This window comes from Myxococcus eversor (genome assembly GCF_010894455.1).
Classification (GTDB): Bacteria; Myxococcota; Myxococcia; order Myxococcales; family Myxococcaceae; genus Myxococcus; species Myxococcus eversor.
Map to the genome: position 1 here is coordinate 449830 of NZ_JAAIXY010000005.1, position 16684 is coordinate 466513.

Consider the following 16684-nt stretch of genomic DNA (forward strand, 5'->3'; position numbering starts at 1 on the left):
GGCCACACGTCCGCCCTTCCTGGTTGACATCGTTGGGCTGACCCTTATGTTGGCGCTCGCCAGGGTCGAGTGCTAACGACCTGCGTAGTATCCACGAAAATTCCAAGTAACATCAGGAGGTTGCGATGGCAGCGAAGGAGATTTTCTTCCACCAGTCCGCGCGTGAGGCCATCCTGCGAGGCGTCCGGACGTTGTCGGACGCGGTCGCGGTGACGCTTGGCCCCAAGGGCCGCAACGTGGTCATCGAGAAGAGCTTTGGTTCGCCCACGGTCACCAAGGACGGCGTCACCGTCGCCAAGGAGATCGACCTCGAGAACCGGTTCGAGAACATGGGCGCGCAGATGGTGAAGGAGGTCGCGTCCAAGACCTCCGACAAGGCGGGCGACGGCACCACGACGGCGACCGTGCTGGCTCGGGCCATCTACGAGGAGGGCCTGAAGCTGGTGGCCGCGGGCCACAGCCCGATGGACCTCAAGCGCGGCATCGACAAGGCGGTCGAGGTGGTGGTGGCGGAGCTGAAGAAGATCTCCAAGCCCACCTCCGACAAGAAGGAGATTGCCCAGGTCGGTACCATCTCCGCCAACGGGGATGAGACCATCGGCACCATCATCGCGGACGCGATGGAGAAGGTGGGCAAGGAGGGCGTCATCACCGTCGAGGAGGCCAAGGGCCTGGAGACGACGCTCGAAGTCGTGGAGGGCATGCAGTTCGACCGCGGCTACATCTCTCCGTACTTCGTGACGAACCGCGACCGGATGGAAGTCGTCGCGGAGGACCCGTACATCCTCATCAGCGAGAAGAAGATCGCCTCGATGCAGGACATGGTCCCCATCCTGGAGCAGGTGGCTCGCTCGGGTAAGCCGCTGCTGCTCATCGCGGAGGACATCGAGGGCGAGGCGCTGGCCACGCTCGTGGTGAACAAGATTCGCGGCGTGCTGAACGTCTCCGCGGTGAAGGCGCCGGGCTTCGGCGACCGTCGCAAGGAGATGCTCAAGGACATCGCCACGCTGACCGGCGGCATGGTGGTCAGCGAGGAGCTGGGTCACAAGTACGAGAACCTGACCCTGAGCGATCTGGGCCGCGCCAAGCGCATCACGGTGGACAAGGACAACACCACCATCGTCGACGGCGCCGGCAAGAAGGAAGAGATTGAAGGCCGCATCAAGCTCATCCGCGGCCAGATTGAAACCGTCACCAGCGACTACGACCGCGAGAAGCTCCAGGAGCGTCTGGCGAAGCTGGTGGGCGGCGTGGCCGTCATCAACGTCGGCGCGGCCACCGAGACGGAGATGAAGGAGAAGAAGGCCCGCGTGGAGGACGCGCTGCACGCGACTCGCGCGGCCGTCGAGGAGGGCATCGTCCCGGGCGGTGGCGTGGCGTACCTGCGCACGCTGCCGGCGCTCGAGCAGCTCAAGCCGGGTGGCGAGCAGAACTTCGGCGTGGACATCATCCGCCGCGCGCTCCAGGAGCCGCTGCGGAAGATCGCCAGCAACGCCGGTGTCGAGGGCGCCGTGGTCATCAACAAGGTTCGCGAGGGCAAGGGCGCTTTCGGCTACAACGCGCGCACGGATGTCTACGAGGACCTGGAGAAGGCCGGCGTCATCGACCCGACCAAGGTGGAGCGCACCGCGCTGCAGAACGCGGCCTCCGTCGCCTCGCTGCTCTTGACGACCGAGGCCATGGTCGCCGAGCGCCAGAAGGGCAAGTCCAAGGGCGGCAGCGGCGGTGGTGGCGGCGGCAGCATGCCGGACTACGGCGGCGACGACATGGAGTACTGAGCCACGCTCCGCGTCCCGGGCCTCGCGGCTCGGGACATGGTGGGTGAGCTGGCCTCGGCCCCGGATGCCTCTTTTCGAGGCGCCGGGGCCGTTGTCTTTCTGGGCGCTGGGAGAAGAGGGCAGGGGACTTCAGGGCACCCGGCCGACGGCGCCCCCGGTGCCGCTCTCCTGGGACGTGAAGAGCAGCGTGTTGCCGTCCACGAGGAGACCGCCGGGGCCGGTGCCCTCGGGGCCCACCGCGTCGGAGGTGCCGGGCGGGCAGCCTCGGGTGCGGCGCAGGAAGGCCGACGACCTGGCCACCGCGTCCTTGAAGTAGACGGCGCCGTTGAGCTCCACCGGGAACAGCGGGCCCTGCAGGCCCTCGGCGAGCACGCGGGCTTCGCCTCCGGTGCGCGGCAGCTTGAGCAGCCGGCCCGTGCCTCCGCCTCCCTCGGTGATGAGGAAGTGCGTGGGCGTGAGCTCCAATGAGGTGCCCGTGGTGATGCTCGCGTCCACGCGCTGCGCGGGCGTTTCGAGGTCCAGGGGGACGCGGTAGAGACCCGGCTCGGTGCCTCCCGTGACGAGGAACCACACGTCGGTGCCGTCGATGCGCGCGCCGCGGACCTGGGTGTCGACGGTGCCTTCGAAGAGGACCAGGGACGAAGGCGAGGCTCCTGTCGTGTCGACGCGGACGAGCCTCCGCGCTCCGGTCGCCACGACGAGGACGTCCTTGCCGGACAGGCGCCCCATGCGCACGTCGGTGCCTCCCGTGATGACGCCGTTCAGCGAGGCCTCGATGGGCACCGTGCCGCGCTCACCCGTGGCCTTGTCCACGCGCCACAGCCCGCCCTGGTCCAGCACGTAGACGTTCCTGGCGTCCACCGCGATGGCGTCCGGCGAGCGGAAGCCCTTTGCGAGCGAGCTCACCGTTCCATCCGCGCGAGACAGCCGCAGCACCTGGCCATCGCCGTCATCGGCCTGGGGCCGCAGCGAGTGCGACTCGGAGATGTAGATGTCCGTCGCGTCCACGGCGAGGCGGCGGGGGTTGTTCAGCCCGGGCACGAGCACGGACTCGCGCACGGACGGAGGTGGCTCGCAGCTCCCCGCGTCCTCCTCCTCGGGGCCCGCGTCCGTCCCCGCGTCCGAGCCCGAGTCCACCGGGCCGCTCGCGTCCGGTTCGCCCTGCACCGGGGGCTTGTCCGAGGAACACGCCACACCCAGCAGCAGGACGGACAGGAGCGCGAGCCTCATGGGACGCCTTTCTTGAATGCGCGGCTCAGCTCACGGCTCAGCGCCGTGGTGTCGGACAGCAACTTGGGCAGGCAGGCCGTGGCCCCCGCGCGCAGCGACTCCAGCGCGGTCTCCATGGTGAGGTGCTCGGCCAGCACCACGAAGGGCGCGCCCTGGGCCAGGGCCTTGCCCAGCTCCAGCGCCTTTCTCCCGTAGGCCGGCGCGAAGTCCCAGCTCACGACGACGCCCGCGGGCGGCTCCAGCGCGATGAGCTCCGAGGTGGGCAGCACCCGGGCCTCCAGGCCAATCAGCTCCAACGCCTCGGCGATCTGCGCGGCCGTGGCGGGGTTGTCCTCCAGCACGTCGACGCGCGTCACCTGGGCCACCGCGCCGGGCTGCGTGGGCGGCGCCGCCAGCGTGGAGCGCAGCAGGGTGCGCACCTCGCGGATGTCGTCGAAGGGCTTGAGCAGGTAGTCCACCACGCCCAGCTCCAGCGCCTGCTGCGTCGTCACCAGTGAGGGGTAGCCCGTCATCAGGATGACCCGCGACGTGGCGGACAGCCGGCGCGCCTGCTGCGCCAGCTCCAGCCCGGACAGGCCCGGCAGGTTCTTGTCCGTGACGATGAGGTCCACGGGCGACTCACGCAGCAGGTCGAGGGCCTCCTCGCCGCTGGCCGCCTCGATGACCTCGCACTCCTTGCCCATGAGGTCCCGGAACACCATCCGGATGATGGTCTCGTCGTCCACCACCAGCAGGCGCTTGCGCCGTCCGGGCGCCGAGTCCGAGGCGGGGAAGCGCACCCGGAACACCGTGGCGGGCGGCGGCACGTCCCGCAGCGCGCCCAGCGGAGCGAGGTCGATGCGCGCGTGGTGCTCCTGGGCGATGCGCCGACACACGGCGAGCCCCAGGCCCGTGCCGCGTTTGCTGGCGGTGACGTACGGCTCGAAGATGCGCTCGCGCAGCTCCTCGGGGATGCCGGGCCCCCAGTCCGCCACGTACAGCACGGGCTCCGAGCCCTCGCGCGTGAGCACCACCTTCACCCGGCCGCGTCCCGACATGGCGTCGCGCGCGTTGTTGAGCAGGTTCAGGGTGAGCTGCTCGATGAGGCGCGCGTTGCCCTGCACGGAGATGTCCTCCGGGGCCTCCACCTCCAGGGAGATGCGCGCGGAGTCCGGGTTGACGCTGAAGAGCTTCGCCGCGGCCCAGATGGGCGCCGCCAGGGACAGGCGCTGCTGGGGCGCGTGGCGCTCGCTGGCGAGCCGGATGAAGTCGGAGACGATCTGCTCCATCCGCTCCACCTGGGACATCAGCAGGCGCAAGGGGCCGGTGGGGCCGCCATCCTCGGCGAGAATCTGGGCGTAGGCCTTCACCCCGAGCAGGGGTTGGCGCAGCTCGTGGAGCACCTCCGCCGCGAGCTGGGTGGCGTGGAGGCCGGAGCGTTGGAGCGCCGCCGCGGCCGTGCGCGCGGCTGGCAGGTCCCCCGCGTCCAGGGCCTGGAGCAGTTGGGCGAGCGGCGCGGGAATCTCCATGTCGGGAAGCATGACGGACGGGGCCCATCCCACGCAACGCGCCTGGAGGGAATCCGTTGACCGGCCCGCCGGGGACGCGGATGCTCCACGCGTTCTTCCCGCGCCGCCCCATCCCCTGGACGTCGCCTCCCGGCCTCGGAGGGCCTCACATGCCGCAGACCGACCCGTTCCACTCGCTGGTGCCTCGGAAGATGACCGACTCGGAGCTTGCCCGCTCCATCCGGCTCAACATCGAGGCGGAGCTGGACGCCATCAACCTCTACGCCGCCCACATCGACGCCACGGACAACGAGGAGGCCAAGGCCGTCCTCCGCCACGTCATGGACGAGGAGCGTGAGCACGCCGCCCTCTTCTGGCAGCTCATCGCCCGCTTGGACCCCGAGCAGGCCCAGCACGCGCAAGAGGCCGTGGAGAAGTTCAAGCTCATCATCTCCGGCGCTCCGCACGAGTCGGTGGAGGCCGTGGGCAAGGAGGGCGCCAGCAGCGAGGCGACGGAGCCCAGCATCATCAAGCGCCTCACTGTCGGAAGCATGAGGCGCTGAGCGGGCTAGGAGCCGGTACTCCCCTGGCGGCGCTCCGCCGGGGGGGCCTCCAGGTCCTGCGCCGCCATGTAGACGACGTTCCGGGTGCCGCGCTTGCCGCGGTACATGGCCCGGTCCGACAAATCCAGGAGCGTCGCCTTGTCCCTCGCGTGCTCCGGGAAGCTCGCCACGCCGATGCAGGTGGAGAGCTTGAGTGACAGCCCCTCGCGCGCCAGGAACTGGTGGGTCTCCATGGTGCGACGGATTCGCTCGGCGACCTTGAGCGCGCCGCCCGAGTCGGTGTTGCGCAGCATCACCACGTACTCGTCGCCGCCGTAGCGCGCCACGACGTCGTGGTCTCTCACGCAGCCCTTCACCACGCGCGCCGTCTCCACCAGCAGCTTGGAGCCGACGAGGTGGCCGTGGTTGTCGTTGATGGACTTGAAGTGGTCCAGGTCCAGGAACAGCAGGCTGAAGGGCCGCTGCGTCTGGGGCGCGTCCTGGAACTCCCGGTCCAGCATGAGGTGGAGGTAGCGGGTGTTGAACAGGCGCGTGAGGTCGTCGATGTACGCCAGGTCCTCCACCGCCGCGAACCGGCCCAGGTTGCGCAGTGCGAGCGCCCAGTTGCGCACCAGGTAGCTGGCGGCCTCGGAGGCGCTGGCCTCGGTGCCCCGCTCGTCCGTGTAGAAGAGCACCGCGTGCCCCAGCACCGCGTCGCCCTCGACGGCGGGGAAGGAGAGGACGCGCACGAACGGGACGTCCGGCACCTCCAACTCGCGAGGCGCCCGTGCCTCCCGCAACTGCCCTCGCAACCAGGCGACGAGCGTCTCCTCGGTGCCGGTGGGAAGCCCTCGCGTCCCCTGGGCGCGCAGGCCCAGCGAGGAGTCGCGCTCCAGGAGGACGATGGCGCTGGCGGAGGCCATGGACTCGAGCGCGCTGGTGGTGGTGGCAGCCAGCTTCTCCCGGTCCAGTGTCGTGGCCAGGCGCTGGCCAGCCTCCAACAGCGCCACATGTCGGCGCAGGGAGGCGTTCTCCTGCATCAAGTCCCGCGTGGTGAGCGCGCGGCGCACGGCGTGCTGGAGCGCTTCGGGCGCCACCGGTTTGACGAGGTACTCCGCGGCGCCGCTCTTGATGGCGCGCACGGCGGGGTCCACCTTGTCGAGGCCGGTGATGACGACGACTTCCACGCCCGGGTGGTATTCCCGCACGTGCCGGAGGACCTCCATGCCGTCGCCACCGGGGAGGATGAGGTCCGTCACCACCGCGTCGAAGCGGTCCGCGGCGAGCGCCTGCCGGGCCTCGTGGAGCGTGGCCACCGCCGTGACGGTGTGCCCCACGGCCGTGAGGTAGTCGCCGTAGAGGGTGCGGGCGATCTTTTCGTCGTCGACGAGGAGGATGCGCGCCATCTCCCGCATGGCTTAGCACCATCCATCGGAACGCTGCTAGGGTCGCTCCCGTGTCGCCCTTCGAAAGCGGTCGCCGACTCTGCTTGCTCGTCGAAGCCGGGGAGACCCGTTATGCCGTGGAAGCCACCTCCGTCATGGAAGTGGCGATGCCGGGCTCCCATGGAAGCAACCTGCGGGGCGTGCTCGAGGTGAAGGACCTGGCGGCGCTGCTCGGCGGCGCGCCGGAGCCGGAAGTGGGCATGGTGGTGGTGCTCGACGTGAGCCCCACGCTCGCGGTGAGGGTCCGCTCGGTGGTGGAGGTCGCGGATGTCGCGCGCGCTCCGTTCTTCCTGTTGCCCCCGGGCCTGGCGGACTCGCTGGCCCCGTTGAGCCGGGGGGCGGTGCTGCACAAGGACAAGCTCTACCTGGAGCTCATCGCGGAGGCGCTGCCGCACCGGGTGGGCCCCCGGGCCGCGCCTGCTCCCCCGCGCCCCGTGCACTGGGCCGAGTCCGTGCCCGAACGGGCGCTCGTCTTCGAGTCACAGGGGCGCTTGTTCGGCGTCCCCCTGGCCTTCGTGTCCCAGGTGGTGGAGCGGGGCGAGGCCTTCAGCGTCCTGCCCGTGCAGAGCGGGCCGGTGGCCGGTATCTTTCCGCATGCCCAGGTCCTATGGCCCATCTGTTCGGTTCCAGCGTTGCTGGGGGCACTTCCCGCGCCGGAGCCATTCTTCCTGCTGGCGGAGCTGGCCGGACGTAACGTAGGGCTGACGGCCACGCGGGTGCTTGGAGTCCTGCAGCGCTTCGAGCCGGACGACACCGCGGGCACCTTCCGGGTCCCTGGATTGCCGGAGCCAGTGCTGTTCCTTGACCTGCAGCGCATGTTTTCTTGATCGTCCCGGAGCGCGAACCGTAAGCTGCCGGGCTTGATACCGTGCCGTGAAGCAGGTTTTCTCGGCCGGATTTCTCAACGAATTCAGGGGGGTCGACGCCCCCGAGGCCCGATACCGATGCCCAAGAATCTGCTGGTCGCCGATGACTCGCTCACCATCCGCAAGGTGATCGGCATGATTTTCGCGACCGAGGACTTTCAGGTGACCGTGGTCGACAACGGGATGGATGCCATCGCGCGCGCGCGCGAAACGCGTCCGGACGTCGTCCTCGTCGACGTGGTGATGCCGGGCAAGAGTGGCTACGAAGTCTGCGAGGCGCTGAAGAACGACCCCGCCACGCAGGCCATCCCGGTGATGCTGCTGGCAGGCACCTTCGAGGCCTTCGACGAGAACCGCGCCCGCGCCGCCCGCGCGGACGACCACATCACCAAGCCCTTCGAGAGCCAGATTCTGCTCGACAAGGTGAAGGCGCTGGTCGGCCAGAAGTCCAACACCCTGCCGGCCTCCATCGCCACGCAGGTGATTCGTTCTTCCCCTACGCCCGCCGCTCCGGTGGCGCCGCATCCCGCGCCCGTCGCCGCGCCCGTGGGTGCCCGTCCTGGCATGCCGCCGGGGCCGGGTGCGCGTCCTCCTGGGCCGGGAATGCCTCCGGGTCCTGGCATGGCGCCGCGTCCTCCGGGACCGGGGATGCCTCCGGGTCCTGGCATGGCGCCGCGTCCTCCGGGACCGGGGATGCCTCCGGGTCCGGCGGGTGCGCGTCCTCCGGGTCCTGGCATGCCGCCGGGGCCGGGTGCGCGTCCTCCTGGGCCGGGCATGCCTCCGGGCCCTGGCGCTCCGCGTCCTCCGGGACCGGGGATGCCGCCGGGCGCCGTCGCGCGTCCGGGTGTACCGCCTCCGCCGGGGGCTCCCGCGCCGGGCATGCCGCCGCGTCAGGGCATGCCGCCGGGCCCTGGGGCTCCGGGCATGGTGGCCCGTCCGGGTGTTCCTCCGGGGCCGGGGATGCCGCTGCCGCGTCCGCCGGGGGCCACGCCGCTTCCTCCCATCCAGGGTGGCGCGCCTCAGCCGGCGGCCCGCGCGAGGGATCCGTTCGGGCTGGGAGCTCCTGCCGCGCAGCCCGCGCCGGTGGCCGCGCAGCCCGCCATCAGCATCGAGGACTCGCTGCCCGACACGAGCGGCGCCGAGGAGATCTCGCTCGACATCGGGGGTCCCGTGGCGCCTCCCGCGCCCGCGCAGAGGGGCGCTCCAGTCGCCCGTCCCGCGGCGGATGGGGGCGAGGCCCTGCTGCGCGAGGCGCTGTCCAAGGCGTCCCGCGAGGTCATCGAGAAGATTGCCTGGGAGGTCGTACCGCAGCTCGCGGAGACGATCATCCGCGAGGAGCTCGAGCGGCTGATCAAGGACCGAGAGACGCAGCACTGAGGCGAACTTTCTCGCCCCAAACCTCCTGACCTCCCCGCCGGCCCCCCTCAGGGGGGCTGGCCGTCTTCAATGACCGATACGACCGAACTGTCCAAGGCCTACGAGCCCACCGAGGTCGAGGCTCGCCTCTATGCCCTCTGGCTCGAGCGCGGCTACTTCCGCGCCGCGGCGACTTCCGACAAGCCCGCCTTCTCCATCGTCCTGCCGCCGCCCAACGTCACGGGCAGCCTGCACATCGGTCATGCGCTGACCGCGACCATCCAGGACATCCTCACGCGCTGGAAGCGGATGAGCGGCTTCAACGCGCTCTGGCTCCCCGGAACGGACCACGCCGGCATCGCCACGCAGATGGTGGTGGAGAAGGAGCTGAAGAAGACCGAGGGCAAGAGCCGTCACGACCTGGGCCGCGAGGCGTTCCTCAAGCGCGTCTGGGAGTGGAAGGGCAAGTACGGCGCCCGCATCGGCGAGCAGCACCGCTTCCTGGGCGCGTCGCTCGACTGGAGCCGTGAGCGCTTCACCATGGATGACCAGTCGTCCGCCGCGGTCCGCGAGGTCTTCGTCCGGCTGTACGAAGAGGGCCTGATGTACCGGGCCCAGAAGCTCATCAACTGGTGTCCCTCGTGCCGCACGGCGCTGAGCGACCTGGAGGTCGAGCACGAGGAGAAGAACGGCTCCATCTGGCACATCCGCTATCCCATCAAGGACAGCGACCGCACGCTCACCGTGGCGACGACGCGCCCGGAGACGATGCTGGGCGACACGGCGGTGGCCATCCACCCCGAGGACGAGCGCTACCTGGGGCTGGTCGGCCAGCTCGTCGTCCTGCCGCTGACGGGCCGCGAGATTCCCATCATCGCGGACGCGGAGCTGGTGGACCCGAAGTTCGGCACCGGCGTGGTGAAGGTGACGCCCGCGCACGACTTCAACGACTACCAGACGGGCCTGCGTCACAAGCTGCCGATGGTGTCCATCCTGGACGAAGCGGCGCGGATGACGAAGGACACCGGCAAGTACGCCGGCATGGATCGCTTCGAGGCGCGCAAGGCGGTGCTGGCGGACCTGCAGGAGCAGGGGCTGCTCGAGAAGGAAGAGCCGCACAAGCTGTCCATCGGCACGTGTCAGCGCTGCACCACCGTGGTGGAGCCGCGCCTGTCGCCGCAGTGGTTCATCAAGATCGAGCCGCTGGCGCGTCCCGCGATTGAAGCGGTGGAGCAGGGCCGCACGAAGTTCGTCCCGGAGTCCTGGACGAACACGTACTTCCACTGGATGCGCAACATCCACGACTGGTGCGTCAGCCGCCAGCTGTGGTGGGGCCACCAGATTCCCGCGTACTACTGCACGTCATGCAGCCCCCGGCAGGGTGATGACACGGACCTGCCGCTGGATGCCCCGACGGTGAAGGTGGGCGGCGTGGACTTCGCTCGCGCGGAGCCCATCGTCTCTCGCGCGACGCCGGAGTCCTGCCCCAAGTGCGGTGGCAAGAGCTTCATCCAGGACCCGGACGTGCTGGACACCTGGTTCTCGTCCGCGCTCTGGCCGTTCTCCACGCTGGGCTGGCCCCGCGACACCGCGGAGCTGAAGACCTTCTACCCGACGTCCGTCATGGAGACGGGCCACGACATCATCTTCTTCTGGGTCGCCCGGATGATGATGATGGGCCTGCACTTCATGGGCGACGTGCCCTTCCGCACCGTCTACCTGCACGCGATGGTGCGCGACGAGAAGGGCGAGAAGATGGCCAAGACCAAGGGGAACGTCATCGACCCCTTGGACATCATCCTCGGCGCGAAGCCCGAGCAGCTCAACGCGACGCTGAAGAACAAGTTCCCGCAGGGCATGCCCGCGTTCGGCGCGGATGCGCTGCGCTTCACGCTCGCCTCGCTCACCCAGCAGGGCCGCGACATCAAGCTGTCGATGGACCGGCTCGCCGGCTACAAGGCGTTCTGCAATAAGCTGTGGAACGCCAGCCGCTTCGCCCTGATGAACATGGGCGAGTACCAGTACGACGGGCGCTCGCCGAAGGAGCTGCCGCTCACGCTGGCGGACCGCTGGATTCTCTCGCGGCTGCAGCGCGCGACGACGGAGGCCAGCGCGTCGCTGGAGGTCTACGGCTTCGCGGAGGCCGCCTCCACGCTGTACCAGTTCCTCTGGGCGGAGCTCTGCGACTGGTACATCGAGCTGGCCAAGGGCTCGCTCTACGGTGAGGACCCGGCGGCGAAGGACACCACGCGCGCGGTGCTCGTCTACGCACTGGACCGCGTGCTGCGGTTGATCCACCCGTTCATGCCCTTCATCACCGAGGAGATCTGGCAGAAGCTGCCGATGACCCGGCCGACGGAGAGCATCATGATTGCCCCGTACCCGACGCCGGACACGGCGCTGGTGGACGAGGCGGCCGAGTCGGAGATGGCGCCGGTCATCGCGGCCATCGAAGGGCTGCGCACCATCCGTGGTGAGAGCAACCTGTCTCCGGCCACCAAGGTGAAGGCGGTGGTGCAGAGCCCGGACGCTCGGACGCGCGAGCTGCTGGAGCGCTGGCGCGGCTACCTGCTGCCCCTGGCGGGCCTGTCCGACGTGCAGGTGGGTCCTCCGGGTCCGAAGCCTCCCCAGGCGGCGGCCTTCATGGCGACGAATCTGGAGATCTACGTGCCGCTGGCGGGGCTCGTCGACCTGGACGCGGAGCGGGACAGGCTGCGCAAGGAGATGGCGCGCTCGGAGCAGGAGGCGGCCAGCATCCTGCGCAAGCTGGAGAATCCCAACTTCGTGGCCAAGGCGCCGCCCGACGTCGTGGAGAAGGACCGCGCTCGCGTGTTGGAGTTGAAGGAGCGCAAGGCCAAGCTCGAAGATCACCTGCAGCGGATCGCCCCGGAGCCGTCCATGCCCGAGATTCTGCCGACCGAGAGCAGCAGCACGTCCACCGAGGAGAGCGAGAGTGCCTCCCCCTCCGAGCCAGCCCAGGTGAAGGTCGCCCCGAAGGAAGACAAGGGCGGCGTGGACCTGGGCCGGGAGCTGAAGGGTGAGATGGGGGACGAGGGCCGCGTGCCCGAGGAGGACCCCCAGGTGCAGGACGCGCTGGCGAAGCTGCGTGAGGGGACGAAGGAAGGCCTGTCCCCCACGGACCACCACGACCTGGGCGTCGCGTACATGAGCATGGGCCTCGTGGACGACGCGATGCGTGAGTTCGGCAAGGCCAAGGAGGGCGGCGACGCCCGCGAGGCCCCGGCCGACGGCGCCGCGTCCAAGCCCGCGCGCACGGTTGCCAAGAAGGCGAAGGCTCAGGCCTCCGAGGCTCCCGCGAATCCGGCGGCTCCGAAGGCGCCCAAGGCCCCGAAGGCTTCCACCGAGAAGCCGACCGTGGCGGCGGCTGCCCCGGTGAAGGCTCCCGCGAAGCCGGCGGCGAAGAAGGCTCCCTCAGCCAAGTCCGCGAGCACCCAGGCTCCCGCGAAGAAGGGGGCGGCCGCGAAGAAGGGCGCTCCCGCGAAGGCGGCGGGTGCTAAGTCTTCCGCGAAGAAGGGCGCCGCCGTGAAGAAGGCCGCTTCGGTGAAGAAGGCGGCGGGCGGCAAGGCTTCGGCGAAGAAGGGCGCGGCGAAGAAGTCCGCTGGCAAGGCTTCGGCGAAGAAGGGCGTGGCGAAGAAGGCTCCCGTGAAGAAGGCGGCGGCCAAGAAGGCGGGCGGAAGAGCTCCCGCGAAGAAGAAGGCCTCCGCGAAGAAGGCGGCGGCCAAGAAAGTCACCCGGGCGAAGCCCTCGGCACGGGCGAAGGCCCGGCGGTAGCAGGAGGAGACGTGCAGCAGGATTACCTCGATCGGCTCATCGACCTCGCCCTTGACGAAGACCTGGGGGCGGCGGGAGACGTCACCTCGCAGGCCCTCATTCCGCCTGACGCGGAGGGCAGTGCCGAGCTGGTCGCCAAGGAGCAGTTGGTGCTCGCGGGCCTCGAGGCCTTCACGCGCGTCTTCCACAAGGTCGACCCGGACGTCGAGGTGGAGTTGCTCCGCCAGGACAGCCAGGAGATCAAGCCCAAGGTCGTGGCCGCCCGGTGTCACGGGCGGCTGCGCTCCCTGCTCGCCGCCGAGCGCACCGCGCTCAACCTGGTTCAGCGCGCCGCCGGCATCGCCACCCTGGCTCAGCAGGCGATGACGTCGGTGCGCGGCTCGAAGATGCAGGTGCTGGACACGCGCAAGACGCCTCCCGGCATGCGCGTGCTGGCCAAGGATGCCGTCCGCATGGGCGGCGCCACCAACCACCGCTTTGGCCTCTTCGATGGCGTGCTCATCAAGGACAACCACATCGCGGCGGTGGGTGGGTCCATCTCGGAGGCGCTCCGGCTCGCCAAGGCGAACGGGCCTCGCCTCTGCAAGATCGAGATTGAGGTCACCAACCTCAAGCAGCTCGCCGAAGCGCTCGAACACGGCGCTGACGTGGTGATGCTCGACAACATGGACGACGCGCAGATTCGCGAGGCCGTGAAGCTCGCGGGTGGTCGCGTTCCGCTCGAGGTGTCCGGTGGCGTCACCCTGGACCGCCTGCCTCGCCTGGCGAAGATGGGCGTGGACTTTGTCTCCATGGGGGCGCTGACGCACTCGGCGCGGGCCATGGACCTGTCGCTGGAAATCGTCGCGGCGAAGAAGCCGCGGCGTCCGCGCGCGGCGGCCCCTTCTCAGGGCTGAGCCTCGCTCACTCCGGGCCCTTGCTCCGCTGAGCGAGGGCCTGGGCCTTGAGCCCCTCCATGTCGGGGATGAAGCGGCGCTCGGGCACCAGCCGGGGCCGGTGGACGCGGTCCATCCGGAACATGCGCGCCGCGGACTTCTCCACGTCGCGCGCCAGCACGTACCAGACAGGCGACTCGACGAGCAGTCCGTGCGGCTCCACGCAGCGACGGCTCTTCTTCCCGTGGCGGTCCTCGTAGTCGAAGGCGAGGCACACCTGCTCGCGGAAGGCCTGCTCGAAGATGGCGAGCAGCTCCTCGGGCGGCGCTCCCAGTGTCGAGAGCACGCGGGCCGTCGCGGGGCGCCCCACCACCACGCGCTGACACAGCTCGCGCATGCTGCGTGAGCGCTCCCTCGGCACGCTGGCGAAGAGCTTGTCGAGCCCCGAGCGTGCCGCGCTCCCCCAAGGCAACGCGCTTCCCGTCGAGGACAGGCTCGCGGCCAGCCACAGCGCGACGACCTCCTCGACGGAGAGGTGGACGGCGGTGACGCCCCTGTCGCGCTCCAGGCGGACGCCGCCTCCCGGGCCGGTGTCGCTGGCGATGGGCAGGCCCTGCTCCCGCAGGGTGGCGAGGTCTCTGTGGATGGTGCGCGGGCTCACCCCCAGCGCGGCGGAAATCTCCGCGACGGTGGTGGCCTCGCGGCCCCGGAGAAAGTCGACCAGACGCATGACTCGGCTGACGCGTGCCATTTGCTGACAGATTCTGACAGGGATGGGCCGTACTCAAGGATTCATGGCGCGGCTGGACGCGCCCCTGAATCGAGGAGGTCGTCATGAAGGGCCCTGCGGGCGCGCTGTACGTGAATGACGGTGGCGAGGGTGGGCTTCCGGTGGTGTTCGTCCACTCCAGCGCCGGGAGTACGAAGCACTGGGCGTCGCAGCTCTCACACCTGCGCCAGACGCGTCGGGCGCTCGCGCTGGACTTGCGAGGACACGGCCAGTCCGAGGTCCCCACCGAGGGCGCGATTTCCGTCGAGGACTTCGCGGCGGACGTCGCGGCGGTGGTGGACGGCTTGAAGCTGGAGCGGTTCGTGCTCGTGGGCCACAGCCTGGGCGGAGCGGTCTGCGCGGCGTACGCGGCGGCACATCCGTCGCGAGTGGCGGGGTTGCTGCTGCTCGACCCTGCTTCCGATGGACGGATGATTCCAGAGGAGCAGGCGCAGGGGCTGATGGCGGTGCTGGGCACCGAGGCGTGGCTTCAGGTCGTCGAGGAGTACTGGGCGCCGATGCTCGCGCCCTCTCGGCCCGAGGTTCGGGAGCAGGTGCTCGGGGGCTTGAGGGCCACCGCCCAGGTGGCGGTCCGGTCGGGACTGGGTTCGCTCCTGACGTTCGATCCGGTCTCCGCGCTGCGCCGCTACCCGGGGCCGAAGCTGTCCGTGGTGACGGCCTACAACGAGGGCCCGGATGCGTACCAGGTGCGGGTGCCCGAGCTGCCGTTCAAGAAGGTGGAGCCCATCACTGGCCACTGGGTACAGCTCGATGCGCCGGCATGGGTGAACGGCGTGCTCGACGGGTTCCTCGCGCCGCTGCGCTGAGTGGTTCGGGTTCGCGGCGGGGACCTCGAGTCCGAGGTCCCTGTCTTCAGTCCGGGCTCACTTGCCGGTGAGGATCTCCGCGCGGGGCTTTCCCTCCGTGGACGCGGGCATCCCCATCTCCAGCAGCGCCGCGAGCGTGGGTGCCACGTCCACCGGGTCGATCTCCGTCATGTACGTCCCCGGTTTGATTCCCTTGCCCGCGAACACCACGGGCACCTGCGAGTCGTACGAGTACGGAGAGCCGTGCGTGCTCCCCTCGGGGTCGAAGTAGACGACCTGGAAGGGCCGCAGCAGGAACAGCACGTCGCCGCTGCGCTCCGGGAAGTAGCCCTTGCGCAGGGGGGCCAGGTAGCCCGCAGGGTCCGGCGCGGTGAAGAGCTCTTCACGCGTCACCGCCGCCACGACATGGGGCTGCTTCAACAGCCAGTCCGCCACCGCGCGCCGCACCTGCGCGCCATCCACCTTGCCCGACGTCAGCGCCGGACCGCCCAGGTACACGTCCAGTTCCTCCATCGTCGCCGTGACGTCCGGGCCGAAGCGCTCCTTTACCATCGCGGAGATGCCCTCGCTGAGGGTCTTGGGGTTCAGCCGTTGCGCGGGCAACCCCGCCGCCGCCCACTGCTCGGGCGCCGTCGCTCCGCCATGGTCCGCCACCAGCGCGATGGTCAGGTTGGCGCGTCCACCGGCCGCGCGCTCGGCCGCGGAGATGAGATCCCCGAGCGCCTTGTCCAACCGCAGCATCGTGTCCTGCATCTCCCACGAGTACGGGCCGTACTCATGGAACACGTTGTCCGTCCCGCTGAAGCTCACCGCGAGCAGGTCCGGCACCGCGTCCTTCCCCAACTCCTCACCGACGATGGCCGCCTTCGCCGCCTCCACCAGCAGCGTGTGCGAGTCCGGCGAGACGCCGAACGCCTTGTAGAAGTTGAGCCCCGGCTCCTTCAGTCCGCCCGTGAGCGGATGCGGGAAGGTGCGGCCCAGCCCGTACGAGTCCGCCTCGTAGCTCCGGTCATCCTCGCCGATGTACTCCGCGCGCGGACGCATCAGCTCCCACGTCTTGCCGAAGTACGACTCCGGGAGCTTCCGCGCGTTGAGCTGCTTCACCCACTCGGGGAACTCCTTCGTGTACCAGGTGCCGGTCACGAACTTCCCCACGCCGTCATCGAACCACCACGCCTGTCCCAGCCGGCCCGCCATCGGGATGGCCGAGCGCGACTTGAGCGACACCGCCACCGCCTTGCCTCGCTCCTGCGTGGCCATCCGCAGCCGGTCCGCGAGCGTCTCCGCCATGAGGTTCGCGGGGCTGGCGTCCTGCCCCGGCTTGAGCGTCGCCTCCAGCACCGGGTGCGCCGGGTCCACGAAGGAATAGACGAGCTTGCCGGTGGAGCGGTCCGCCCACCGGTTGTCGACGATGCCGTGACGCCACGGGTTGGTGCCCGTGGCCAGCGTGGTGTGGCCCGGCGCGGTGCGGCACTTCGCGTAGGCATAACGCGCGTACGGGAAGTAGGCGCCACTGTCGAGCAGTTGACCCAGCGCGCCCTGGAGCCGGGGACGGTTGCGCAAGAGGACGTCGCTGCCGAGCGCATCCACGGTGATGAGCAGGGTGAGTCGGGGAGGACGCGCGGCGGCGGGGAGCGAACCCAGCAGGGCGGTCAGGGCGAGGGCGCGAATCATACGTCCAAGAAGCTGACCTGCCCGACGGAGAAGATGCAACCGA

At 69.8% G+C, this 16684-nt stretch carries 12 protein-coding genes; 7 read left to right on the forward strand and 5 right to left on the reverse strand.

Going from position 1 to position 16684, the window contains the following annotated elements:
• Positions 1-125: 125 nt before the first annotated feature.
• Complete coding sequence (gene groL / locus G4D83_RS13220; RefSeq protein ID WP_163865076.1) at positions 126-1778, forward strand: chaperonin GroEL; 1653 nt, start codon at positions 126-128, stop codon at positions 1776-1778.
• Positions 1779-1907: 129 nt separating this feature from the next.
• On the opposite strand, the gene sinM is transcribed toward groL, so the two are convergent.
• Positions 1908-3008, reverse strand: coding sequence for a signal integration modulator SinM (gene sinM / locus G4D83_RS13225; protein WP_163865077.1), 1101 nt, complete (start codon positions 3006-3008; stop codon positions 1908-1910).
• A complete protein-coding gene (gene sinK, locus G4D83_RS13230; RefSeq protein ID WP_163865154.1) occupies positions 3005-4516 on the reverse strand; it encodes a hybrid histidine protein kinase/response regulator SinK in 1512 nt (503 codons plus the stop codon). The genes sinM and sinK overlap by 4 nt, the downstream gene beginning before the upstream one ends.
• Before the next feature lie 149 nt (positions 4517-4665).
• On the opposite strand from sinK, the gene G4D83_RS13235 reads away from it, so the two are divergent.
• Positions 4666-5058: a demethoxyubiquinone hydroxylase family protein gene (locus G4D83_RS13235; RefSeq protein ID WP_163865078.1), complete on the forward strand. Its 393-nt coding sequence runs from the start codon at positions 4666-4668 to the stop codon at positions 5056-5058.
• A gap of 5 nt (positions 5059-5063) precedes the next feature.
• Here G4D83_RS13235 and G4D83_RS13240 read toward each other — a convergent pair whose 3' ends face one another.
• Positions 5064-6443 carry a GGDEF domain-containing response regulator gene (locus G4D83_RS13240; protein ID WP_163865155.1) on the reverse strand — a complete coding sequence of 460 codons (1380 nt, stop codon included), beginning with the start codon at positions 6441-6443 and terminating at the stop codon, positions 5064-5066.
• Positions 6444-6493: 50 nt separating this feature from the next.
• Here G4D83_RS13240 and G4D83_RS13245 point away from each other — a divergent pair, with 50 nt between their 5' ends.
• From G4D83_RS13245 to nadC, 4 genes are all read left to right on the forward strand, one after another.
• The gene (locus G4D83_RS13245; protein ID WP_163865079.1) at positions 6494-7309 is read left to right on the forward strand and encodes a chemotaxis protein CheW; all 816 of its coding nucleotides are present in this window, start codon (positions 6494-6496) and stop codon (positions 7307-7309) included.
• Between the two features lie 117 nt (positions 7310-7426).
• Complete coding sequence (locus G4D83_RS13250) at positions 7427-8725, forward strand: response regulator (protein WP_163865080.1); 1299 nt, start codon at positions 7427-7429, stop codon at positions 8723-8725.
• Between the two features lie 69 nt (positions 8726-8794).
• Positions 8795-12496 (forward strand): valine--tRNA ligase, encoded by a 3702-nt coding sequence (locus tag G4D83_RS13255; RefSeq protein WP_163865081.1) that lies wholly within the window; start codon positions 8795-8797, stop codon positions 12494-12496.
• 11 nt (positions 12497-12507) lie between these two features.
• Entirely contained in the window at positions 12508-13392 is an 885-nt protein-coding gene (gene nadC / locus G4D83_RS13260) for a carboxylating nicotinate-nucleotide diphosphorylase (RefSeq protein WP_176433711.1), read from the forward strand.
• Positions 13393-13399: 7 nt separating this feature from the next.
• On the opposite strand, the gene G4D83_RS13265 is transcribed toward nadC, so the two are convergent.
• A complete protein-coding gene (locus tag G4D83_RS13265) occupies positions 13400-14101 on the reverse strand; it encodes a helix-turn-helix transcriptional regulator (protein ID WP_240356304.1) in 702 nt (233 codons plus the stop codon).
• Positions 14102-14205: 104 nt separating this feature from the next.
• Here G4D83_RS13265 and G4D83_RS13270 point away from each other — a divergent pair, with 104 nt between their 5' ends.
• Positions 14206-14967, forward strand: a complete 762-nt coding sequence (locus G4D83_RS13270; protein ID WP_163865083.1) for an alpha/beta fold hydrolase — start codon at positions 14206-14208, stop codon at positions 14965-14967.
• Between the two features lie 57 nt (positions 14968-15024).
• On the opposite strand, the gene G4D83_RS13275 is transcribed toward G4D83_RS13270, so the two are convergent.
• A complete protein-coding gene (locus tag G4D83_RS13275) occupies positions 15025-16641 on the reverse strand; it encodes an alkaline phosphatase family protein (RefSeq protein ID WP_163865084.1) in 1617 nt (538 codons plus the stop codon).
• Between the last annotated feature and the right edge of the window lie 43 nt (positions 16642-16684).